Genomic DNA, 23966 nt, shown 5'->3' on the forward strand with positions numbered 1-23966 from the left:
CAGCTAATTTTATTTTGAAATCATTTTTATAAATTGTTTGTTAGATTAGCAACAGATCTATGTTGATTGTCAACTCATATTTAAAGATGGATATTTCACTGAAAGATAAAACTGCGGTTATTTGCGGAAGTACACAGGGGATAGGCTTAGCCTCTGCAAAAGCATTAGCGCTATTAGGTGCCAACTGTTTTTTGATAGCAAGAAATGAAGATAAACTAAAGGAGGGATTGACGCTTTTAGATACTTCAGCCGGGCAAAAGCATAATTACAGTGTTGCTGATTTCTCAAATGTACAAACAGTAGAGAAAGCCATAGCTGATATCGCGGTAGAACATACGGTTCATATTCTGATCAACAATACAGGCGGACCTAAATCTGGTCCGATCACAGCGGCTTCGGCATCCGACTTCGAAAATGCTTTCCGTCAGCATTTGGTTTGTAATCAGATACTGGTAAATGCAGTGATAGGTGGAATGAAAGGGGCGGGGTATGGCCGCATTATCAATATCATTTCTACTTCTGTACGCACCCCTTTGCCCGATCTTGGTGTGTCAAATACCATCCGTGCTGCGGTAGCTTCCTGGTCAAAAACACTGGCGAATGAAATTGGAACTTTTGGCGTTACGGTAAATAACGTTTTACCTGGCTTAACGGAAACCGGCAGATTAAGCAGTCTTGTCAAAGCTGCGGCAGATAAACAAGACCTCGATGAGCAAAAGGTTGCTGCTCAAATGGCAGCTACCGTACCCATGAAAAGATTTGGTCAGCCCGAAGAAATTGCAAATGTGGTTGCATTTCTGGCATCGCCTGCTGCATCCTACGTAACAGGTACGAGTATCCCTGTAGATGGTGGCCGAACACCTACCGTATAGATTTCTATTAATTGCTCTCTTAGAGCTACTGATTTTACTTTGGTTCGCTTCAATTCTTGGAGCGAACCTCATCTGTTTTATTCCCCTTTTAACATGTAAAAAGAGATGATCCCCGACATAAACTGTTGGGGAAAAGGATCTTGTATGGATTTTTTTTTTAAATATTTATCGTAATACTTGTTTCGTACGAAAAGTTTCCTACCTTTGAAATATGAAACATATAACTCCTGAAAATATGCTGCCTGAACCAACTAAAGCTGAACTGGAAATTCTCCAGGTATTATGGGAATTTGGCCCGTCTACAGTGCGCACTGTCAATGACAAACTAAATGAACACAGGAATGTGAATTATACTTCTACATTGAAACAAATGCAGATCATGGCGGATAAAGGCATCCTGAAAAGGGATGAAAGCCAGATGAAGCACATTTATATTCCGGTAGAGGCAGAGCATAAGACAAAAGATCAGCTACTGGACCGTTTTGTAAACACATTATATAATGGGTCGGCCTCAAAACTGGTAATGCAGGTGCTGGGAAACAAAAAGGCTTCAAAAGAAGATCTGGAAGCGATTAAAAAAATGCTTGAAAAATTAGATAAATAACAGAATTCAAAATAATTAAGAACCACAATTATGGAATTTCATCTTGTAGATTTTTTGCCGTCAAACCTGGTACATGCATTGGGCGTGACCTTATTTCATTCCCTTTGGGTGGGTGTGATCTTAGCTGTAATCACCAGTATTGTGATCATCCTCACCAGAAAGCAGAAAGCCGCTTTGAGATATAATCTGCTAACTGCATGCCTGGGTATATTTGTTTTAGTAATGGCAGGTCTGTTTTATCAGTCAGTCGTTTCCGCGCCCGCAACTGAAAATCATGTAGTGGGCCTGGGCGATACGATTACTGTACCTGTGAACAATTCTCCATCTGCTGTACGTGCAGTCACAGATGTGAATAGTCAGGTAGACCGTTTAATGAACCTGTGGGTAGCTTATTCTTCACAGATCGTGCTGGTTTGGTTCCTGATTATATTTGCGCGGAGTATTCAGTTGATAGCTGGTATTCACTCCGTATCTTATCTGAAGAAAACACGTGTGTTCGATGCCGGCAGGTACTGGGATGAAAAAGTAATTATGCTTTCTGCTAAACTGGAAATCAGCAGAACCGTCAGTATCCTGCAATCCGGACTGGCAAAGGTGCCACTGGTAGCTGGTCATTTTAAACCGGTAATTTTACTGCCTTTAGGTCTGTTAAATGGTTTGTCGACCGCCGAAGTAGAAGCGATTATCAGTCACGAACTGGCGCATGTGAAACGCAGCGACTATATTGTTAACATTCTGCAAAGCTTCGTGGAAATTGTATTTTTCTTCAATCCGGCCGTTTTATGGATCTCTAAGCTCATCAGGGAAGAAAGAGAAAATTGCTGTGATGATCTGGCGCTGTCTTGTACAGGAAATAAACAGGATTATATCAAAGCACTCATTTCTTGTCAGGAGTTCCAGGCAGATGCACCAGAACTAACCCTGGCTATTACTGGCAGGAAAAACCAGTTGGTTCAACGGGTAAGCAGAATCGTATTTAATAACAGTACTTCATTGAATGGCATGGAGAAAACACTGCTGACCACAAGTCTTGTATTTACTTTACTTTTCACTGCAGCATTTACACAAATCAGTAAACCTGTTAAGATAGAAAAAATTGAGATCGATCAAACTCACAATGTGAGCAGGCAGGATACTTCTACAAGAAGTAAAACCAAAACGCTGGTCAAACATGGTAAAAAGAAACCTGCAACTGTGGCCTCCACAACCACCGTTAAAAAGAATAACCTTTCTGAAGAACAATGGAGTAAACAAGAAGAAATTGCTGCTGCAAAGGAAGATGTGAGAGCTGCAAAAGAAGAGGCGTGGGCGGCGAAACAGGAAGCATGGGCAGCGAAACAAGAAGCATTCGCGGCAAAAGAGGAAGCGAAAGCAGCCAAAGAAGAAGCCAAAACTGTTAAGTTTTCGGCTAAAGCAGGGCACGCTTATACTTATTCGTCTTCAAATGGGCTTAATGTTCCACTTAGTATAAATATACCTGCAGCTCCTGCCATGCCCGCTGTACCGGCTATTCCTGCTATGCCAGCGATGCCAGCGATGCCGGCTGTTCCTCCTGCGCCAAAGATGCCGAATCTGCCTCCTGCTCCACCCGCTCCTCACATGAATCAGGCAGAAGCGATAAAAAATGAACTGATTAAAGACGGTTTGATCAGTGATACAAAAAACATGAGCTATAAGCTCAATAAAAACGAGCTGACTGTAAACGGAACAGCACAATCTGACGCTGTGCGCCAGAAATATGTTAAAAAATTCCTTAAAAGTCCTAACCAGACAATCGAAACAAGAGTAACCAGCAACTAGCTGGTTACTCAACCCTCGTTACAACAAACCGGACAGGTATTCCCATCTTTAAAACGCTTTATATCACCTCAACATGCTGAAACAACTCATAGCTCTTGTAGCTGTTTGGATCTTTATTGCCCAAAATCCGGCTTTTGCACAAAATGGTGCTGCCATCACAGGAAGTATTCAGGATGCTGATGGCAAAGCTCTTGATCTGGTTACCGTAATACTCTTTTCAACTAAAGATTCAGCTGTAGTAAAAACAGGTTTTTCGGAAGGAAATGGTTCATTCGAATTCACTAAATTAAAAGCTGGTAATTACTTTATCCGTATGTCCGCATTAGGTTATGAAAATCGTGCAACGCAGCTGATTTCTGTAGATAGCAATAGTAAAACGGTTCAGTTGGGTGTTTTTAAATTGGGGGCGACCAGCAAAGCATTGAAAGAGGTTAGCATTTCGGGCAAAAAGGCTTTTATTGAACAGAAACTGGATAGGGTGGTTGTTAATGTAGATGCATTAATTGCCAATGCCGGAACTAGTGCTTTAGATGTATTAAGTAAATCTCCGGGTGTAATTGTAGACCAGAACGGAAACATCAGTCTGAAAGGAAAAAACGGCGTAACTATTTTTATCGACGATAAACCTACGTACCTGACTGGGGCGGATCTGGAGAGCTATCTGCAATCTTTACCTTCCTCTTCAATGGAGCAACTGGAAATCATGACCAATCCTCCGGCTAAATACGACGCAGCGGGAAATGGTGGAGTAATCAATATCAAAACAAAAAAAGGTACACTGAAGGGTTTTAATGGGGGATTGAATCTAAGTCTTACACAGGGCAGGAAAACGAGAACGATCAATAGTATCAACTTCAATATCAGGAATAAAAAGTTCAACTATTTTACCAACCTGAACTATAGCCATAACAGTAATTTTATGGACCTGGATATTAACCGAATTTACAGAAATGCAGACGATAGTCCGAAAACGTATTTCAATCAAAACACCTATGCAAACAGAAAAGGGGACAGTTATAATTTAAAAGCAGGTGCCGATTATTATTCTTCAGATAATACAACATGGGGAATAGTAGTCACGGGCATTTCAAGGAAGTCTACTGAAGTAAACACGGGTCGCAGTAACTTGTTAAATTCAGCACAGGTGCTGGATTCTACCATAGCTGCAGATAATATCAATAAACTGAATTTCAGGAATGGAGGTTTCAACCTCAACTATCGCCATCAGTTTGATAAAAATGGTCATGGGATCACTGCAGATGCAGATTACCTGACCTACAGGAATAAAACTAACCAGGTATTTTATAATTCCAGTTATTTTGCTGACCAGAGCCTTAAATCTCAGGACAGGCTGGACGGGGCATTACCATCCAACATTGATATTTATTCAATAAAAACAGATTACTCATTACCATTAAAAAACGACTGGAAGTTTACAGCAGGGTTAAAATCCAGCTATACCAAAACAGATAATGTGGCTGACTATCGTACAACGGTTAACGGGCTAACGGAACAGGATTACGATAAGAGTAACCATTTCCTTTACAAAGAGAACATCAATGCCGGATATATCAATTTTAACAGAGAAATGAAGCAATTGTCTGTTCAGGCGGGCTTAAGAGCAGAAAATACGATGTCCGACGGTCACCAGCTGGGTAATTTACTGAAAGCAGATTCTTCTTTTAAAAGGAATTATACCGGACTTTTTCCTACGGTGTATCTGCTGTATAAATTCGATACGCTTGCCACTCACCAGCTTGGGATCAATTACGGAAGAAGGATAGACCGTCCGTATTATGAAGACCTTAATCCTTTTTTGTCCCCTTTGGATAAATTTACGTATTACCAGGGTAATCCTTTCTTAAAACCCTCTTATACGCAAAGTCTGGAACTTTCGCATACGTATAAAAGTAAGTATACGACCACGCTGAGTTATTCCAATACTAAGGATGATGTAAACGAAACGATAGAAATCCTGAATGGCATTTATTACAGCCGGCCGGGCAATCTGGGTCGCAAAATTGTGAAGAGTCTCTCTTTTAACGGAACTTTTGATCCTGCTCGATGGCTGAGCATCAACTTATACTCGGAGCTGACCAACATCACGACCAAAACAGATTTTTACACGGGAAAATTACATACCAGCGGAACATTTTGTTATGCCAGCGCAAATGTGAAATTGGGATTTGGCAAGGGATGGGACGGCGAGCTGAGCGGGAATTACCGTACTAAAATAACCGATGCACAATTTGTTCTGGGTACAATCTGGCAGGCAAATGCCGCGGTGCAGAAGAAATTGTCTGCAAGCACGACGCTGAAATTAAGTGGTAATGATTTGTTTTATAGTAAGATCAACAGGGGGATTATCAATAATCTGGCACAAACATCGGCCAATTGGGTAAACAAGGGCGATTCAAGAACGGCAGTACTGTCTTTAAGCTACCGATTCGGGAAAGCATTCAGTACACCTGCAAAACATGATGAGTCTGGTGCTGAGAGTGAGAAGAACAGGGTGAAGAATTAGGGATAGAAACCGGTGGAATACCAACGTTATCAATCATAAAGGTCAAATGATCTATGAGATTACATCACACGAGTAACAACGCTTCTTAATGAAGGAAAGGCCGGAATTTGCAAATAAATTCCGGCCTTTCTTATTTTAGAACCAACAATTATTTATTGATCTTTATCAGGTAAATGATGTTTGAGGAATTGATCTCTTCTACTACTTTCTTGTTATCAATTAAAAACCTGATATCGGTTACTTTTACCGTTACCGTATAATGCGGTGTTTTCTGTGTAAATGTAAGGTGGTTTGGTGGCAGGATATAATCCGCGTCATAAGGATCTTCCTCGCTGCCTGCGAAAGGCTTTAACTTCGCCTGATCTTTCATCGTGGTAGTCATCAAAGTCCGCAGATCAAATACCGCCTTTTCTCCATTCAGTTTCAACCCGGGATAATTTTCAGTTCCATCCTCTATTATCCGGATGCCATCGATAAGTTGACCCTTGGTTTCATTGATGTAATTGTTGCTGTTTAACATCAAATCATAGCCTTTAACATCCACAATACCACTGCTCTCCGCGGTGATATAATAATTAGTCTTTAAAGCGGATGTAGATTTATCCCAGTCATATCTGTAACCAACAAATTTATTTAAGCCGAGATAACTGGTGATCCATAATAACTTTTTTGTTTTCAGCTCATAGTTGTCGATTGAACCGCGCTGATTGGTGCTTTTCAGTTTGCTTAAAGAATCACTCACCAGCTCCAGGTCTTTTTTAACGTATGGCTGGAATACTTTTAAATCATAATTATTGATCATGTATTCTATTTTTTCTACAGCCAGCTCGCCTTCTTTTTTTGCGATTTTCCGATCGCCTGAAGAGATGAGCTGATCCTCCTTAATCAGGCCGTTCCTTTCCAGTATGTTGAGCATGATGCGTTTCTGGGAATACATGGATACAGAAAATGCACTCTGCGGACCATAGATGGACAAAAGTGTACAGATACATAAGGAGATCGGGATCAGCTTGATATTTTGTTTCCGGGAAAAAAGGAAGTAGAGTGCAATAAATAATTGCCAGCATGCCAGCAGGATTAAAAAGTAGCGGAACTCGGTAATTCCATAGCTGAAGATACGTGTGCCTACGGCTATAAATAACAAGACGATCAGCGGAAGCATCAGGAAGTAAAAGCTGCGGGAAAAGGTCCTGATCCACTTATTTTCTTCCTGGTGACTGATGGGAAAAACCAGCAGCAGCGAAAGGAGACCGAATACAGAATAGCCCAGGATCAGGTTGGATACCAATCCTTTTGGCAGATTCCATTGCACCAGGATTTTTATTTCATAGGCCAGCAGAATGACTACATACAATGTTGCCAGCGGGATCAGCACATACTGTGTGAAAATCTTTAGTCCTTTAGGATAAGACAGATCATTATCCAGTGCAGCAGTATCTGTTGGAACGCCTGCAAGGAAAAACAGGGTACTGAATAATCCTGTAATACAGATAAAAAGGATCATAAAAGTGTCCCATTCAAACTTGAAATTGAAAAGGAAGTTCATAGCGCCAAGCGCAGCCGATATACCCGCAAATAACACAGCACTGTATAAAGCACTGGTCAGGAATCTTAGAAATAGCGTTTTGTTGAACTGCCAGAATCCCTGGATTTGTCCGGGTGCTAAAAAAGCGGCGAATGCAACAAGAAGATGAAAACCAGAGCTGAGTAAAAAGAACCGGGTATAATCTGCTTTATTCACATAAGGATTAATGAGGAAAATCAGTCCTGCCGCCAGTAAAGCGGTGATTATTTTATACATCAGCAATTGCTTTCCGCTTATTTTTCTGCTTTCTACATACAGGGTGGTCGACAAACTAATAAGCAGGCCAAGATTAGCAGTCATCAATGCTCTTACACACCAGGTTTCAGCAAGGGTGGCCGTATTGGAAAGTTCAGTTAAAAAGATAGCTGCTACGGTACCAATAACAGCAAACAGCATTTCAAAAGGGAAACGTCTGATGACTGTGGCCACATCCGCTAATACATTTCTTAGAGAGGGAAATTTCATGTTTTAAAAATAGTAAATTATATTAACGAAAGAGGCAGGCAAAGCATAAGTAGCGGGTGAGTTGATAGTGAATGATCCCATAGTGAGGCCATAGCCATCCCATAGCGGAGCCATAAGAAAATCTACTAGCTGGATTCTTATGGTTCGGCTATGCGTCCACTATGATTCAAGGCTGGCTTCTTTTACTAGCTGTCTACTGTCTATCTGCTGCTGTTCCGTAATTACTAACTCCGCTTGCGGTCAATTGCAGTCAAATTGAGTCAATACCGTTCAAATTGCGTCATTGTAGGTCTTGGGCTTGTAAATCGATAAATTGAATAGGTTAATGATGTACTTTTGTATCAAATCATTTAAATATTATAAAATTATGGCAAGATTTATTAAAAACCAATTGAGAGGTGCCGTGGGTCCGGTGAACTTCAGAAATGTAAAAGGCAGGTTAATTGTATCGGCAAAAGTAGCCCCGGGTACAAAGAAGCAAACCAAAGCATCGGTTGTAACAGCGGATAATTTTGGGAAAGCAAGCGCGACGGGTATGCAGATCAGAGCATCTTATCATCAGCAGATCGTTCAGCTGCCGGACGGAGAAATGCACAGGCGACTAAACAAAGAGTTTATTGCCATCTACAATTCAGACCTGCATAAAGAATCGGGTACTTTTCACTTTAACGCGGATAGCTTTTCCGCCTTGACCAACTTTGAATTCAATGATAAATCCAGACTTAAAAACAGGATGATTGTTCAGCCGGATTTTGTTTTAGAGGACGGCAAGCTCAGCTTGAGTTTTCCAAACGACAAGGAAAGAAAATTTTTGAAATTCCCTGCCAACGCATCAGCGTGTGAGCTTTGTATCGCGGTGACTTATTTGAAAATGGATGATCGTACATGTCTTAGAAAACCACTGTTAGCGGAAATCATAGTAGAAAAAGATAACAATCAGCCTATGGGACAGTATTTCACATTTGATGTACCGGAGGGTTGTGTGTTCCTGTTGAGCATCTTTCTGAAATTCAACAATTCACCCATAGTGAAAAATTATAAGAATCAGAATGCAGGAGCAATTTGTTACACTATATTTTCGCCTGGTACTTATAGTGGGGAAGTGATTAACCGCTGGCATTAGGATGAATTCACCGATGATCAGCCTGGCCTGTATTGTTTTACACGATGACCAGGCTGATCATCGTATTATCACTTATACGTCCTTTTCAGTATTCAGGAACAGGATATTTATTTTTTCCTGTACCTTAGTCCTTCAATGACCAACCCTGCAATTTCACCCCCTTTAAATGAATCCGACCTGCTCTTAAAACTGCAGGCGGGTGATACCCGGGCGTTTGAACAATTGTATCATCTCTATAGTCCCAGGTTATATCTTAATATCCTGAAGATGGTGAAGGATGAGCTGACTGCCGAAGAACTGATACAGGAATTGTTCACTAAAATCTGGCAGAAGAGAGAAGTGATGGGTATAGAGACTGATTTTCTTTCTTATTTATACCGTGTTGCCCAAAACCTGGTGCACGACTTTTTTAGAAAGCTGCAACAGGACAGGAAAATGATGGAGCACTTCAAAAGCATCGCTACAGAAAATTATGAGCAAATAGAAACTGCGCTGAATTATAAAGAGAGCGAACATCTTTTAAATACTGCACTGGATAAATTATCACCGCAACAGCGAAGTGTTTACGTCTTTTGTAAAGTTGAAGGCTATACTTATAAACAAACGGCAGAAAAAATGGGTATTTCCCCTCATACAGTGAAGGAATATCTCAGTAAGGCTAATAACGCAGTAAAAATATATCTCATTTCTAATCTGGAAATTACATTTGGCTTGTTTCTGCTGCTTTTCTATAAAAATAAGAGCTGATATTGTAATTAAATCGTTTTATTTTCATTTCCTATCCCCCCGTTTTTATTTTTCATACGTCTTTATATGAAACTGAATATAAATATGGGCCTGAACGAGATTCCTGACGACTTGTTTGAAAAGCTAATCCGCAATGCGTGTTCCGCGGAAGAAGCTGAGAAAATAATAGCGATGTTAGCAGATGCAGATCAGCAATCTGTTTATGATGACCTGATTCTTGCACAGCTGACAAAAAAGGCAGACCTGAACGACTTACCCGAACATGTAAGAACAAACCTTAATGCACGTTTTGGTCGGATTATCGCTGAAAATGCCGTAGGACAAACAACTGTTATTACTCAAAAATTATACTCCCGTAAATGGCTTAAATATGCCACTGTTGCAGCATCGGTTGCCGCTGTTTTTTCATTTCTGTTCTTGTTTAATCAGCATAACTCCAGTCAAAAGCAGTTGGCTGTGACTAAAACTAAGCCTGCCGATATTGCACCCGGAAAAGATGATGCTGTTTTAACCCTTGCTGATGGCAGAAAGATTTTACTGTCCGAAACCGCAAACGGTCAGCTCGCTGAGCAGTCTGGCCTTAGCATTACTAAAACTGCAGACGGCAAAATTGTTTATCATATTGCGGATTCAAAATCAGGCGCAGCAAATTCAGGATCACTATACAATACAATCTCTACACCAAGAGGAGGACAGTATCAGGTGAATTTGCCGGATGGAACTAAAGTATGGCTTAATTCTGCATCGTCGATAAAATTCCCTACAGCCTTTGCCGCCGCAACCAACCGTAATGTGGTCCTTACCGGAGAAGCTTATTTTGAAGTGACAAAGGATAAAAAAAGACCATTTATCGTTACGACAGCAAAACAATCCGTAGAGGTATTAGGCACTCATTTCGACATTTCTTCTTATGCTGATGATGTTAGTACCAAAACAACTTTACTTGAAGGTTCAGTACGTGTTACGGCAGATCGTAAAAGCTTATTGCTGAAGCCGGGTCAGCAGGCAGAGCTGGCTGAGCAGATGAGCGTTTCGAATGTTGATCCTGAAACGGCTATAGCCTGGAAAAATGGCTACTTCAGCTTTGATGATGAAGAGCTGGGCAGCGCAATGAATAAGGTAGCCCGCTGGTATGATCTGGATATAGAGTTCACTGATGCAGCGCTAAAACATAAATTGATAGCTGCGTATAGTACCCGATTTGCAAATGTTTCAGAACTGCTGAAAAGATTAAATCAGGTAGGCAGTGCGCGGTTCGATTTAGAGGGGCGGACGATCAAAATATCCAGAAGAAGATAATAATTCCGTAAAAACTTAAAAAATAATATATACTAACCAAAACTGAAATTTACATGACCAGGAAGCAAAATTCAAGCTAGGCGCAGCTCATAGTTGATATGAATCAGGAACACTCGCGATGTCCCTGATTGATCTGATCAAAATATGCAAAATTGTCCTTCACATTATTCTTTAACAGATACATAAATGTATAAAAATTTTATCATAAAATATTGTAGGCCTTCCGCCTATATCAAGAAATTTCTGCTCGTTATGAAGCTGACAACAATACTAATTTTCACTGCCCTTTTACAGGTGAGTGCCGCCGGGTTTGCCCAGCGGATTACCTTCACGCAAAAAAATGCAAGCCTGAAGCAGGTATTTAAAGCGATCAATAAACAGACCGGTTACAACGTATTCTGGTCGCCCGAGCTCTTTAAAAATGCCAGAGTAAAAGACGTTAATTTTGTAAACACACCGTTAAGTGAAGTGCTTGATGCCTGTTTAAAAGATATGTCGCTTACCTATATGATTGAGGATAAAAATCTGATCATTAAAGAAAAGCCGGTTGCCTCCAATCCGCAACAGCAGACCGTGGTTAAAGGTAAGATTACTGATGAGAATGGTTTGCCTATTCCCGGAGCAGGTGTGAACCTTAAAGGTGGTGCAAAAGGAACTGTATCGGATATGAATGGTCTGTACTCCATTTCGGTTCCGGCTGCGGGAGGTACTTTAGTGTTTACTTTTATTGGTTATACTACGCAAGAGATTCCTGTCAATAACCGTACGCAGGTTGATGTAAGCTTGAAACCTGACGTTAAAGCATTATCAGAAGTGGTGGTAGTTGCCTATGGAACGCAGAAAAAAACCAATCTTACCGGTGCTATTTCATCTATTAAAGGTGAAGATTTAAGTTCTAAAGCAGTAGGTCAGGTTTCTTCAGCATTGCAGGGAGTGGCATCGGGTGTTACGGTAACTACAAATAGCGGACAGCCTGGAAGTGATATGGGAACTATCCGTATCCGTGGTATTGGTACATTGAACAATAATAATCCTTTGGTTTTAGTGGATGGGGTACAGACAGATATCAATAATGTTGATGCTAATGATGTAGCAACGATGTCGGTTTTAAAAGATGCGGCAGCTTCTTCAATTTATGGGGTTCGTGCGGCGAATGGTGTGATTCTGATTACGACAAAAAGAGGTTCTTCAGATAAAACAAGTATCACTTATTCCAATTATTTTGGCTGGCAAAATCCGACACGTTTATCAGAATATGTGGGCGCGCAGCAATTCATGCAGCTGGCCAACCTGACTTATATCAATTCAGGTGCAAACGCAGTTTATTCTGATGCACAGATTGGACAATACAATAATCCGGGGCGTGATCTTAATCTTTATCCTGACAATAATTGGTTGGATAAGGTTTTGACAGGCAGCGGCTTTCAGCAACAGCACAGCGTCTCTCTTGCGGGCGGCACTGAAAAAAATCAATACCGCTTCTCTACCAACTATTTTGATCAGACTGGTTTGGTAAAAAAAATGAATTATGATCGTCTGACTGTTCGTTTGAATACAGATTCAAAAATCAGCGACAGGTTAGATTTCAGTGCAGATATCTCGGCGAACATTTCTGACCAAAAGGAACCTCAGGGTGTTGCAGGTTCTGCATGGTACCAGTTTAGTCAGGCTGCTATCGCAAATCCACTAAGTGTAGACAAATATACAGATGGAACATGGGCTACCTTACGTGGAGGACAAAACCCAGTGCGTTTACAGGAAGAAGGTGGTTTATACAATTACAAGAAAAACCTATTCATCGGTAATTTTAAATTGAATTACAAAGTGATTGATGGTTTAACGGTTTCGGCTATTGCATCTGAAAATTATCAAAGTACAAATAACAGCATGCACAATAAAGCACTGAATGATTATATTAATTATTCAACGAAAGAGCTTATCCCATTAGGAACTACAAATAATATCACTAAAGAACGCATTGATTACTGGATGCATAATTACCAGGGACTTGTAAATTACAAGAAAGTTTTTGGCAAACATAATTTCAACTTACTTGCCGGTGCGTCGAGATTAAGTGAGACCTATGATTTTCTGACTGCTTACCGCAATAATATATCAGACAGTGATTTGGATCAGATCAATGCTGGTGCCTCGAATACAGCAACAAATTCGGGTTATAAAACGGAATACCTGCTGATCTCTTATTTTGGAAGGCTGAATTATTCATATGATGATAAATATCTGTTTGAAGCCAACATTCGTCGCGATGGCTCGTCACGTTTTCCGAATGGATCTAACTGGGGTTGGTTCCCATCTTTCTCTGCCGGCTGGAATATAGCCAAAGAGGATTTTATGAAAAACTTTACTGGTATCCAGGAATTGAAATTAAGAGGTTCATGGGGCAAGCTGGGTAATGATAATCCATTAGCCAATGGCTCATCAGCTTCGGTAAATTATCCATACCAGTCTACCTTTAGTTATAACAACAATTACCCTTTCGGTGGTGAATTAAATACTGCTGCTAATCAGGCCATGTATTTGAATTCAGGTCTGGGCTGGGAGACAACTACCATGTCGGATATTGGTGTTGATGTAAGCATCCTTCAAAATAAACTGAAGTTTACATTCGACTATTATAACAAAACAACCGATAACATTCTTTATAAATTACCAATCCCTTCAACGGTAGGTTTTGATCCTTCCTACCAAAACGCAGGGAGTATGCAGAACAAGGGTTTTGAATTTAGTGTAAACTATAGCGGAACCGTAGGCGAGGATTTCAAATATAGCGTAGGTGGTAACATTTCAGATGTTAAAAACAAAATCACTGATTTAAAAGGTACTGATTATCTGACTACAGATAATAACCTGATTACAACAGGATACAAAACTGGCGTACCAATCGGTGCATATTATGGTTATCAGACAGAAGGTATCTTCCAGTCGGCTGCACAAGTCGCTTCCCATGCCACACAAACTTCCACTACATCTGCGGGAGATTTAATTTACAAAGATCAGAATGGTGACGGTGTAATAGATGCATCGGACAGGGTTTATCTGGGGAGTAATATTCCCCGCTTTACTTATGGCTTCAACCTAAGTGCAAACTACAAAGGTTTTGATTTTTCTGCATTACTGCAGGGCGTTGCAAAAGTAGACATCAGTACATTGACGATGGAAAAAGCTCCATTAAGTACAGATGGTAATTTTAAACCTATCCATGACGACAGCTGGACAGCTACCAATACTGATGCTGCTTATCCAAGATTAATCACGTCAAATATCAACTACCAGGCTTCTTCTTTCTGGGTAAAAAGCGGTTCTTATCTGCGTGTGAAAAGCATGCAGTTGGGTTATACGATCAAACCGTCAATTACCAGCAAGATTGGTTTAGCTAAACTGAGGTTTTATGCTTCCGGACAAAATCTGTTCACCTTCAGCAGCCTTCCTGGTGACATAGATCCAGAATCACCAAATGACAACCGTTTTTATCCACAGGTTAAAACTTACACATTCGGTCTAAATGCAAATTTTTAAAATCAAGGAAATGAAGAGTATTAAATATATAATTACTGCAGCAGCTTGTATTACCATCAGCTTCTCTGCATGTAAAAAAGATGAATTGAATAAGCAGCCGACCGACGCATCGTCTAGTACAACTTACTGGAAAACGGAGACAAATGCGGTTGAGGCAACAAACAATATTTACAGATACCTGGGTGATTTCTGGGACAGAATATTCATCTCTGGTGCTACTGACGATAGTTTCGCCTGGAGTAACTGGCCGTCTGATATTATATACGTAGGTAACGGAAGCGCAACCAGTACCACTGGTGTGTTCGGCCATTACTGGGGAAATTTCTATAAGATGATTGCTGCTGCCAATAACGTACTGGATAATATAAATAAAGTAAGTAGCATGAGTGATGAGATGAGAAACAGGCTGATTGGAGAATCACGTTTTTTGAGGGCATATGCTTATCAGCAGCTAATTGGTATGTATGGCGATGTGCCATTGATCACACGTGTTCAACCTATAGAAGAATTCTACGTTACCCGTACCCCACGGGCACAAGTGGCAGATTTTATTGTCAAAGAACTAGATACAGTTGCTAACTTTCTCCCTTTATCTTACCCTGCTACTGATGCAGGCAGGGCGACTAAAGGTGCTGCTTTGGCATTAAAAGCAAGAACATATTTATATGAAGGCGATTGGGCAAATGCTGCTATTGCTTCTCAGGCTGTAATGAATTTGGCGGAATACAGTATTGATAATAATTATCTGAGTTTGTTCAATGGAACGAATGAAGACAGCAAGGAAATCATTTTGTCTGGTCGTTATATTCCCAATACTTATGCGAATGGTACTGCTACCTGGGTAGGCGGACCATCTGTAGGGGGCTGGTCGGAAATTACACCGATTCAAAGTCTGGTAGATGAATATGAATGTACTGATGGGAATACCATTGCTACTTCACCATTGTATAACGCAGCAACACCTTTTGAGAACCGTGATCCAAGACTAAAATTAACTATAGTTGTTCCGGGAGTGGTTGTAAATGGTACTACAATAGATGTTACTGCTCCAAATTCAATTGATGGTCTTGCAAAAAATAATGCTTCATTTACAGGATATTACTATAAAAAATACATTCCGGCTGTGATCTCGGGTAACTATGATAATAACTCTTCTAATGATATTATACTATTGCGGTACGCTGAAGTGCTGCTGAACTATGCAGAAGCTAAAGTTGAATCCGGATCTATCGATCAGTCGGTTTATAATGCGATCAATCAGGTAAGACAACGTGCTGGTGTGAATATGCCTGCAATTACAGCAGCAAAAGCGAGCACTCAAGCTGAACTGAGGACTATTATTCGTAGAGAAAGACGTGTTGAATTCCCTTTGGAAGACAATCGTTTCTTTGACATCCGCAGATGGAAAATTGCAGAAACAGTAATGAATGGCAGCGTATATGGAATTTTGAATAATTTCAATACTGATAGAGCTGATTATGGCTCGCATGTGCTGGTAGAAAAACGTTCATTTAAAACGCGTGACTACTTATTTGCTATTCCTCAGAATGATCTTGACCAGAACAAAAACCTGGTTCAGAATCCAGGCTGGTAATTAAACATAATTAAGGCAAAAATATGGGCAAATGCTCCTTATTTGAGGAGGCTAATGCCAATATTTTTGCCATTTTTGAATGATAAAGATAAATTTCCGATTATTGATGAAAAAATCCCTTACTATTCTATCCGCTGCGCTTTTATTTTTAAGCACGAACCTGCAGGCACAAAAAGCTACCCATAAATTTGAACTGGGCGATTCCAGCTTTATGCTGGATGGAAAACCTTTACAGATGATTTCTGGTGAAATGCACTGTGCACGTATTCCCAAAGAATACTGGCGCGACAGGATGAAGATGGCTAAAGCAATGGGCTTAAATACCATTGGTACTTATGTTTTCTGGAATGCACATGAAGAAGTGCAGGGTAAATACGATTTCAGTGGTAACAATAACATTGCTGAATTTGTGAAGATTGCACAGGAAGAAGGGCTTTGGGTGGTGATGCGACCAAGTCCGTATGCCTGTGCAGAATGGGAATTTGGTGGTTACCCATGGTGGTTATTAAAAGATAGTTCAGTAAAAGTGCGGAGTAAAGATCCACGTTTTATTGAAGCCTATAAAAAATATATCAATCAGCTGGCTAAACAGCTGGTACCGCTGCAGGTTACGCATGGAGGAAATATCCTGATGGTGCAGATCGAGAATGAATACGGTTCTTATAGTGATGATAAAAGTTATATGGACCTGAACCGTCAGATTTTCCGTGAGGCGGGTTTCGATGGTGTATTGTTTACTTGTGATGGTGCTGATCAGATGACTAAAGGTTACCTGCCGGGCTATTTACCGGCTGTAAATGGTCTGGAAGATCCTGTTGAAGTAAAAAAACTGATCAATAAACACCATGAAGGTAAAGGACCATATTATGTGGCGGAATGGTACCCGGGATGGTTTGACCATTGGGGAGAGAAACATGCAAAAGTAGCTGCGGAAGGTGCTGCGAAAAAACTGGATGCCATTTTGGGTGCAGGTATTTCGATCAATATGTACATGTTCCATGGCGGTACTACGCGCGACTTTATGAACGGTGCGAACATGAACAAAACTGAAGCTTATGCACCGCAGGTATCCAGTTATGATTATGATTCACCCTTGGATGAAGCAGGAAATCCGACAGAAAAATTCTTAAAATTCAGGGATGTGATTGCAAAACATTTGCCTGCGGATATCAAATTGCCAGCTGTTCCGGCTAAAAAGAGAACTATCGCAATAGGGGATATTCAACTGAGTGGGTATGCACCGGTATTTAATAAACTACCGAAAGGGCTGACCTCGAAAACACCGTTAACTTTTGAAGAACTGAACCAGGCTTACGGTTTCGTATTGTACAGAACGCATATCAGTGCCGCAGGATTATTGAAAGTTAAAGAATTAAGAGACTACGCTACGATTTATATCAACGGAAAACAGATCGGTACGCTGGACAGAAGGCTGACGAAGGATTCATTACAGCTGGTGAATGTGCCTAAAAATGCGGTACTGGATATTTTAGTAGAAAACAACGGAAGGATTAATTACGGACCTTACCTGACAGACAACAGGCATGGAATTACCAGGGAGGTATCTCTTGATGGAAAAATAGTGCAGAACTGGGAAAACTACAGCCTTCCTTTTGCTAACCTGAAAGGATGGAAATATACAGCTGCCAATATTGATAAAGTACAGCCTGCATTATATAAAGGAACTTTTGAAGTTAGCGATGTTGCAGATACTTATCTGGATATGCGCCGGTTCGGAAAAGGTTTCGTTTTCTTAAACGGCCATAACCTGGGTAAATACTGGAATATAGGTGCACAGCAGACGATATACGTGCCTGCAGTTTGGTTGAAGAAAGGTAAAAATGAAATCACGGTGTTCGACCAGCTAAAGTCAGGACACACCAAAATTTCTACGCTTGCTGATCCGATCCTGGATAGCCCCGTTGCCGCAAAATAATTTCATTGATACAATAAACCTACATGAGACCACAAAATTATAGAAATACTATCCTGCTTTCAGCACTGCTATTATTTTGCAGCATGCCCATCATTAAAGCACAGGAAGCCGCGGCTAAATTTTCATTGATCCCTTATCCAACCTCTTTGCAGGCAGGAAAGGGATCTTTTATTTTACAGCCTACGACTACAATCGTTACTGAAAGTGCCGTGTTTAAACAGGAAGCAGAACAGCTCAATCGGTTGTTGAAACAGTACTTCGGTAAACCGTTTAAAGTCAGTGCCACGAAAAAAGCCATGGCCATTACCATGCGTTACAGTGCTGCAATTACGGCGGAAGAAGGATATGCACTAACAATTGAACCCAAGAGCATTATTATCCTCGCTAAAGAACCTGCGGGCATGTTCAGAGCGGTGGAAACAATCAGACAATTGCTGCCGGCCGATGAACATCCTGGTAAATTTGCGACCAAAATTGCCCTCCCGACTGTTCAGATCAGGGATCAGCCGGTTTACGCGTGGCGCGGACTTCATCTGGATGTGTCGAGACACTTCTTCTCTCTGGAATACCTGAGGAGGTTTATTGACCGGATGGCCTTATATAAATTCAATAAGTTTCATTTGCATCTGACAGATGATCAGGGCTGGAGAATCGAGATCAAGAAATATCCAAAACTGACAGCAGAAGGTGCATGGCGGGAATTCAATAATCAGGATTCTGCCTGCATAGTGAAGTCGAAAGAAAACCCTGACTTTGCCATCGATCCCAAACATATCGTGGTTAAAAACGGGAAGAAGATGTACGGCGGTTTTTATACCCAGGAACAGATGAAAGGCATCGTTGCTTATGCTGCGGCGAAACATATTGACATCATTCCTGAGGTGGACATGCCGGGACATATGATGGCTGCAATTAACAGCTATCCTTTTTTAACCTGTAACGGAGAAAACAAATGGGGTAAGTTATTTACTACACCGATCTGTCCTTGTAATGAGGCAACTTTTGAATTCGCACAAAATATTTTTACGGAGATCATGGAGATTTTTCCAAGTAAGTATATTCACGTGGGTGGCGATGAGGTTGACCGCAGCAGCTGGGAAAAATCAGACGAGTGTAAAGCGTTTATGCTGAAAAATAACATCAGGACCACGGCAGAACTGCAAAGTTATTTCATCAACCGTATGGAGAAATTCTTTAATTCTAAAAACCGCAAGCTGATTGGCTGGGATGAGATATTGGAAGATGGGGTAAGCTCTACCGCAATGGTGATGTACTGGCGTTCATGGGTAGCAGATGCCCCGGTGAAAGCAGCTAAAAACGGGAACCAGGTGATTATGTCGCCCGGCAATCCACTATATTTCGACAATGAACCGGATCAGAATTCACTGGCCAATGTATATGCTTTCAGCCCGATTCCTACAGGATTGACTGCTGCAGAAGCGAAGGGTATTGTGGGTGCCCAGGCCAATACCTGGACGGAACGTATTCCTACGGAAGCCCGTGCAGATTATATGATCTTCCCGCGTATGACAGCACTGGCAGAACGGTTATGGTCGGACACACATGATTATACTAGTTATATGGCAAGGTTAATTCAACATTTCCCAAGATTGGATGCGCTAAAAGTAAGCTATCGTTTACCGGATATCGCCGGGATGGCAGAGCAAAATGTTTTTACCGATTATGCGGTATTAAATCCTCAGAAACCGCTGAAAAATATAACTTTGCGTTACACAACTGATGGAAGTGTACCAAATATGAACGCAATTGTACTGGATAAACCGCTGACTATCAATAAGGCATCTTACGTCCGCCTTGCTGCATTTACGGCTTCGGGCAGAAGGGGAGATATTTATAATTTGCATTATAAACAACAGGATATGGCTGCACCGATTGTAAATGTAATGGCAGCTAAACCTGGTTTGTTGTGCGATTATTATCCTGGTTCCTATAAAAGTTCGAAATTAATGGCTGGCAAACCTGAAGCTGTTTATACCGTGAATGAAGTGGTGGTTCCTGCTGAAGCTAAAGCGCCGTCTTTCGGACTCAAATACCATGGCTACTTGGATATTCCGGCAGATGGCATTTACAGTTTCTTTTTTACCTGTGATGACGGCGGGATATTAACTATTGCCGGCAACGAAACCGTCAACAATGATGGTTGGCATGGCCCTTTTGAAAAAAGCGGACAAGCGGCATTGAGAAAAGGATTACAGCCCATTGCAATGGATTTTGTGGAAGGTGGCGGCGGTTTTACCCTGAAATTAAAATATAGTGTCAATGGTTCTGCTCCCGTAGAAGTACCGTCTGACTGGTTAAAAAATTAAATATGAAACATCGTATTCTCACTTTTTCTTTAGTGCTGTTCATGGCGACAAGCGTTGCGCAGGTAGCACCAAAACCTTACGGGGTATTACCTTCCAAGGCACAGCTCAACTGGCATGAAATGGGCATGTACTGTATTATACATTTCGGTGTAGATACCTATACAGATAAGGAATGGGGCTTTGGAGATGAAGATCCTGCAATTGTAAATCCTACGCGTTTCGACGCCTCACAGATTGTAGGTGCGGCGAAGGCCGGTGGTTTTAAAGGAGTAGTTATTGTGGCTAAACACCATGATGGTTTATGTATCTGGCCTACCAAAACCACCACACATAATATCACTCAAACCAAATGGAAAGATGGTAAAGGTGATATGGTGAAAGAATATCAGCTCGCCTGCGAGAAATTAGGCATGCAAATGGGGCTTTATTGTTCACCATGGGACAGGAATAGTCCTGTTTATGGCAAGCCGGAATATATATCACTGTACCGCGCACAAATTAAAGAACTCTACTCCAATTACGGACCACTGTTTATCTCCTGGCATGATGGTGCCAACGGGGGAGATGGTTATTATGGAGGTGCCAATGAAGCGCGTAAAATAGACCGCAGTACTTATTATGGCTGGGATACTACCTGGGCTGAAATCCGTAAACTGCAGCCAGGAGCTACAATTTTTGGCGATGTCGGTCCGGATGTACGCTGGGTAGGGAATGAAGAAGGCCATGCGGGTCTGACCTCCTGGGCTACTTACACGCCTGAAGCGCCTGATGCAGGCAATCAGCCTTCAAACGGTTACGTGAAACACTGGCTAGGTGTGGAAGGTACGCGAAATGGAAAATATTGGATGCCGGCAGAATGTGATGTTTCGTTACGTCCGGGTTGGTTTTATCATAAAAGCCAGAACGGGCAGGTGAAGTCGCCTTATACCTTGCTGGATTTATATTATAAAAGCGTAGGTCGCGGTGCCAATCTTGACCTGGGTTTGTCGCCCAACAGAGATGGCGTACTGGATGATGAGGATGTAAATTCGCTGAAGCAGTTCGGCGAGATACTGAAGCAGACCTTTGCAGTAAATCTGGCTAAAGGAGCGCGTTTAACCGCCAGTAATATTCGCGGGGGTAAAACAGCAGTTTTTGGTCCGAAATTAGTAACCGATGCTGACCGTTATTCTTACTGGGCTACAGACGATAAGGTTTTAACACCATCACTGACAGTAGAATTGCCGGTAGCAAAGAGTTTCAATGTGATCCGTTTGCGTGAAAATATTAAATTAGGTCAGCGCATTGAAGCTGTCGAAGTTGACGGTTTGATCAATGGTGCCTGGAAAAAAATTGCAGAGGCTACAAGTGTCGGTGCAAACAGGTTGATTCGTTTACCACAAACGGTGACCACCAATAAAATAAGGTTACGCATTACTAAATCTCCTGTATCTATCGCCCTGAGTGATTTCGGATTGTATAAGGAGCCGGATCATCTGACTGCTCCTGTTATTTCCCGTGACAAAACAGGGATGGTAACGATGGAAACGGCTAGTCCTGTAAACAGTATTCATTACACGCTCGATGGCACAGTGCCGAACATAAAATCACCTGCATACACTCAGCCCTTTTTGTTACAAGATGGAGGCGCAGTGAGTGCTATTGCAACTGTAGATAAACAAAATAGTGAAGCGGTGAAGTTGCAACTGGAAGTGAGTAAAACAAAATGGAGCATTATGCCCGGTGCAATTGGTTCACATCCTGAAGCCGTTATTGATGAGCAAAACAATACCTTGTGGAGCACTTTACAGGCAGACAGTACACAACAATTTAAACCGGAATCTATTGCAATAGATCTTGGGAAAGTGAATACGATCTCTTCAGTAAGTTATTTGCCACGCCAGGATAAAATTTTAGATGGTGTTGTAGATACTTATACTTTTTACACCAGTACCGATGGTCAGCAATGGGTTGAGGTAGCTTCGGGTGAATTCTCGAATATCCGCGCCAATCCAATTAATCAGGTCATAAAATTGAAAAATGCAGTTTCTGCCCGTTATATTAAATTTACTGGTCGCAGGGTTGTAAAAGGTAATGGAGTTACTGCCGCTGAGATAGGAATTTCAATGTAAGCTGACCTGTATAGCTATTCTAGGAGAAGACAGAATAAGGGCTCGCGGTTATATTGGTCATACATTGGTTTGGTATTCACCAGACATTCGTTTGCTACTGGTTTGGTTTTCCAGACCAGTAGCTGTCAAATGGCATAGGATTATCTGGTGTAGATAGCTTCCTGCATTTCACTTGCATCTTCTTACAAAGAGATAATCGCTAATTGTAAGAATAGCAGGATGATAGCTAAATAGCGGTGCTGAAGGGGTATGAAACTTTGCCTTAACTTAATATGAAAGTCTCTTTGAGCTAATACTAGTCGCTTATTTTCGCCGTTGGAAAGACAAAATAACAGGCACAAATCTGCCTTCGTTATACATTTTAATTTAATTATATTTATGAAAAGATTTCTGACAGTAATCACACTCCTTCAAATGACCCTTGCCGGTACTTTAGTTGCACAAGTTAAACCTTCGATCTATCTCACAGGATATACTTTTTCTGCACAAAAAAAGGATGTAGGGGTACTGAAAAATGGGGGAGATGCAAAAATTACCCATATTACTTTAAGTGGCCCGGATGCAGCGGCATTTAAAATTAATAAAGGCAATGTGCTTACTTTGCGCAGCAACACTGTAAAACCCGAGGTGAAATGGCTGGATGTGGACATTACCGCGATAACCGCTGAAGCAGAGATTAAAGAAAGCTTTAGAATTGTCAGGGACCAGTTCATCCATAATAAAGTTGTTGCCCATCGTGGTGCCTGGAAAAACACAGGGGCTACAGAAAATTCAATTGCTGCTTTAAAACATGCTATTGATATGGGTTGCGAAGGCAGTGAATTTGATGTTCATTTATCTTCTGACTCCGTTCTTTTTGTCAACCATGATGATAGTATCCAAGGTCTTACCATAGAAAAAACACCGTCGCAAACGCTTGCAGCGGTGAAATTAAGTAACGGTGAATCCTTACCAACATTGAAAGATTACCTGCTTGCAGGTATGAATCAGAATAAAACCAAGCTGGTATTAGAGATCAAAGCTTCCATCATCAGTAAGGAAAGAGGGATTGCGCTGACGCATAAAGTGATGGCAATGGTGCGTGAACTGAAAGCTGAAGCATGGGTAGATTATATCAGCTTTGACTATGATGTATGTAAAGAGGTGATTAAACTGGCTCCTTACGCACAGTCGGCCTATCTGAAAAGCGATAAAGCTCCGGCAGCACTTGCTGCAGATCATTTAACAGGTCTCGACTACCATTTCAGCATCATGCAGAAAAACCCGGGCTGGTTCAAAGAAGCGAGAGCGGAAAAGGTAAGTATCAATGTGTGGACTGTAAATGAAGAGCCTTTAATGGATTGGCTGCTGAATGAAAAGGTAGACTATATTACTACAAATGAGCCGGAAATGTTATTGAAGAAATTGAACAAATAACAACGGAGATTATTAATCAAAAAGGG

General features: G+C 41.2%; 14 protein-coding genes. 13 read left to right on the forward strand and 1 reads right to left on the reverse strand.

The genetic code is table 11. The features are described from left to right. Positions 1 to 86 precede the first annotated feature (86 nt). The 4 genes from OQX62_RS13030 (at position 87) to OQX62_RS13045 (ending at position 5800) form a co-directional block, all read left to right on the forward strand. Positions 87 to 872 (forward strand): SDR family oxidoreductase, encoded by a 786-nt coding sequence (locus tag OQX62_RS13030; protein ID WP_265831972.1) that lies wholly within the window; start codon positions 87 to 89, stop codon positions 870 to 872. Between the two features lie 211 nt (positions 873 to 1083). Beyond that, the gene (locus tag OQX62_RS13035; protein ID WP_265831973.1) at positions 1084 to 1476 is read left to right on the forward strand and encodes a BlaI/MecI/CopY family transcriptional regulator; all 393 of its coding nucleotides are present in this window, start codon (positions 1084 to 1086) and stop codon (positions 1474 to 1476) included. A gap of 30 nt (positions 1477 to 1506) precedes the next feature. Then, on the forward strand, positions 1507 to 3276 hold the full coding sequence (locus OQX62_RS13040) for a M56 family metallopeptidase (RefSeq protein ID WP_265831974.1): 1770 nt from the start codon (positions 1507 to 1509) through the stop codon (positions 3274 to 3276). A 73-nt stretch (positions 3277 to 3349) separates the two neighbouring features. Beyond that, complete coding sequence (locus tag OQX62_RS13045) at positions 3350 to 5800, forward strand: TonB-dependent receptor (protein ID WP_265831975.1); 2451 nt, start codon at positions 3350 to 3352, stop codon at positions 5798 to 5800. Between the two features lie 148 nt (positions 5801 to 5948). On the opposite strand, the gene OQX62_RS13050 is transcribed toward OQX62_RS13045, so the two are convergent. Further along, positions 5949 to 7850, reverse strand: a complete 1902-nt coding sequence (locus tag OQX62_RS13050; protein WP_265831976.1) for a DUF4153 domain-containing protein — start codon at positions 7848 to 7850, stop codon at positions 5949 to 5951. 367 nt (positions 7851 to 8217) lie between these two features. Between OQX62_RS13050 and OQX62_RS13055 the strand changes: the two genes are divergently transcribed. The 9 genes from OQX62_RS13055 to OQX62_RS13095 all read left to right on the forward strand — a co-directional run bounded on the left by OQX62_RS13055 (position 8218) and on the right by OQX62_RS13095 (position 23940). Next, on the forward strand, positions 8218 to 8973 hold the full coding sequence (locus OQX62_RS13055; protein ID WP_265831977.1) for a hypothetical protein: 756 nt from the start codon (positions 8218 to 8220) through the stop codon (positions 8971 to 8973). Between the two features lie 135 nt (positions 8974 to 9108). Then, the gene (locus OQX62_RS13060) at positions 9109 to 9720 is read left to right on the forward strand and encodes an RNA polymerase sigma factor (protein ID WP_265831978.1); all 612 of its coding nucleotides are present in this window, start codon (positions 9109 to 9111) and stop codon (positions 9718 to 9720) included. A 66-nt stretch (positions 9721 to 9786) separates the two neighbouring features. Next, positions 9787 to 11019, forward strand: coding sequence for a FecR family protein (locus tag OQX62_RS13065; RefSeq protein WP_265831979.1), 1233 nt, complete (start codon positions 9787 to 9789; stop codon positions 11017 to 11019). Between the two features lie 252 nt (positions 11020 to 11271). Then, positions 11272 to 14556, forward strand: a complete 3285-nt coding sequence (locus tag OQX62_RS13070; protein WP_265831980.1) for a SusC/RagA family TonB-linked outer membrane protein — start codon at positions 11272 to 11274, stop codon at positions 14554 to 14556. Positions 14557 to 14566: 10 nt separating this feature from the next. Further along, on the forward strand, positions 14567 to 16150 hold the full coding sequence (locus OQX62_RS13075) for a RagB/SusD family nutrient uptake outer membrane protein (RefSeq protein ID WP_265831981.1): 1584 nt from the start codon (positions 14567 to 14569) through the stop codon (positions 16148 to 16150). A gap of 106 nt (positions 16151 to 16256) precedes the next feature. Continuing rightward, positions 16257 to 18086, forward strand: a complete 1830-nt coding sequence (locus OQX62_RS13080) for a glycoside hydrolase family 35 protein (protein ID WP_265831982.1) — start codon at positions 16257 to 16259, stop codon at positions 18084 to 18086. Positions 18087 to 18109: 23 nt separating this feature from the next. Beyond that, positions 18110 to 20413 carry a family 20 glycosylhydrolase gene (locus OQX62_RS13085; RefSeq protein WP_265831983.1) on the forward strand — a complete coding sequence of 768 codons (2304 nt, stop codon included), beginning with the start codon at positions 18110 to 18112 and terminating at the stop codon, positions 20411 to 20413. A 2-nt stretch (positions 20414 to 20415) separates the two neighbouring features. Continuing rightward, entirely contained in the window at positions 20416 to 22524 is a 2109-nt protein-coding gene (locus tag OQX62_RS13090) for an alpha-L-fucosidase (protein ID WP_265831984.1), read from the forward strand. 378 nt (positions 22525 to 22902) lie between these two features. Next, positions 22903 to 23940, forward strand: coding sequence for a glycerophosphodiester phosphodiesterase (locus OQX62_RS13095; protein ID WP_265831985.1), 1038 nt, complete (start codon positions 22903 to 22905; stop codon positions 23938 to 23940). Positions 23941 to 23966 lie beyond the last annotated feature (26 nt).

It is taken from the genome of Pedobacter sp. MR2016-24 (assembly GCF_026239655.1).
Classification (GTDB): Bacteria; Bacteroidota; Bacteroidia; order Sphingobacteriales; family Sphingobacteriaceae; genus Pedobacter.

Coding starts and splice junctions, on each gene's coding strand:
- OQX62_RS13030 (WP_265831972.1), top strand. CDS start 87: ATGGATATTTCACTGAAAGATAAAACTGCGGTTATTTGCGGAAGTACA.
- OQX62_RS13035 (WP_265831973.1), top strand. CDS start 1,084: ATGAAACATATAACTCCTGAAAATATGCTGCCTGAACCAACTAAAGCT.
- OQX62_RS13040 (WP_265831974.1), top strand. CDS start 1,507: ATGGAATTTCATCTTGTAGATTTTTTGCCGTCAAACCTGGTACATGCA.
- OQX62_RS13045 (WP_265831975.1), top strand. CDS start 3,350: ATGCTGAAACAACTCATAGCTCTTGTAGCTGTTTGGATCTTTATTGCC.
- OQX62_RS13050 (WP_265831976.1), bottom strand. CDS start 7,850: ATGAAATTTCCCTCTCTAAGAAATGTATTAGCGGATGTGGCCACAGTC.
- OQX62_RS13055 (WP_265831977.1), top strand. CDS start 8,218: ATGGCAAGATTTATTAAAAACCAATTGAGAGGTGCCGTGGGTCCGGTG.
- OQX62_RS13060 (WP_265831978.1), top strand. CDS start 9,109: ATGACCAACCCTGCAATTTCACCCCCTTTAAATGAATCCGACCTGCTC.
- OQX62_RS13065 (WP_265831979.1), top strand. CDS start 9,787: ATGAAACTGAATATAAATATGGGCCTGAACGAGATTCCTGACGACTTG.
- OQX62_RS13070 (WP_265831980.1), top strand. CDS start 11,272: ATGAAGCTGACAACAATACTAATTTTCACTGCCCTTTTACAGGTGAGT.
- OQX62_RS13075 (WP_265831981.1), top strand. CDS start 14,567: ATGAAGAGTATTAAATATATAATTACTGCAGCAGCTTGTATTACCATC.
- OQX62_RS13080 (WP_265831982.1), top strand. CDS start 16,257: ATGAAAAAATCCCTTACTATTCTATCCGCTGCGCTTTTATTTTTAAGC.
- OQX62_RS13085 (WP_265831983.1), top strand. CDS start 18,110: ATGAGACCACAAAATTATAGAAATACTATCCTGCTTTCAGCACTGCTA.
- OQX62_RS13090 (WP_265831984.1), top strand. CDS start 20,416: ATGAAACATCGTATTCTCACTTTTTCTTTAGTGCTGTTCATGGCGACA.
- OQX62_RS13095 (WP_265831985.1), top strand. CDS start 22,903: ATGAAAAGATTTCTGACAGTAATCACACTCCTTCAAATGACCCTTGCC.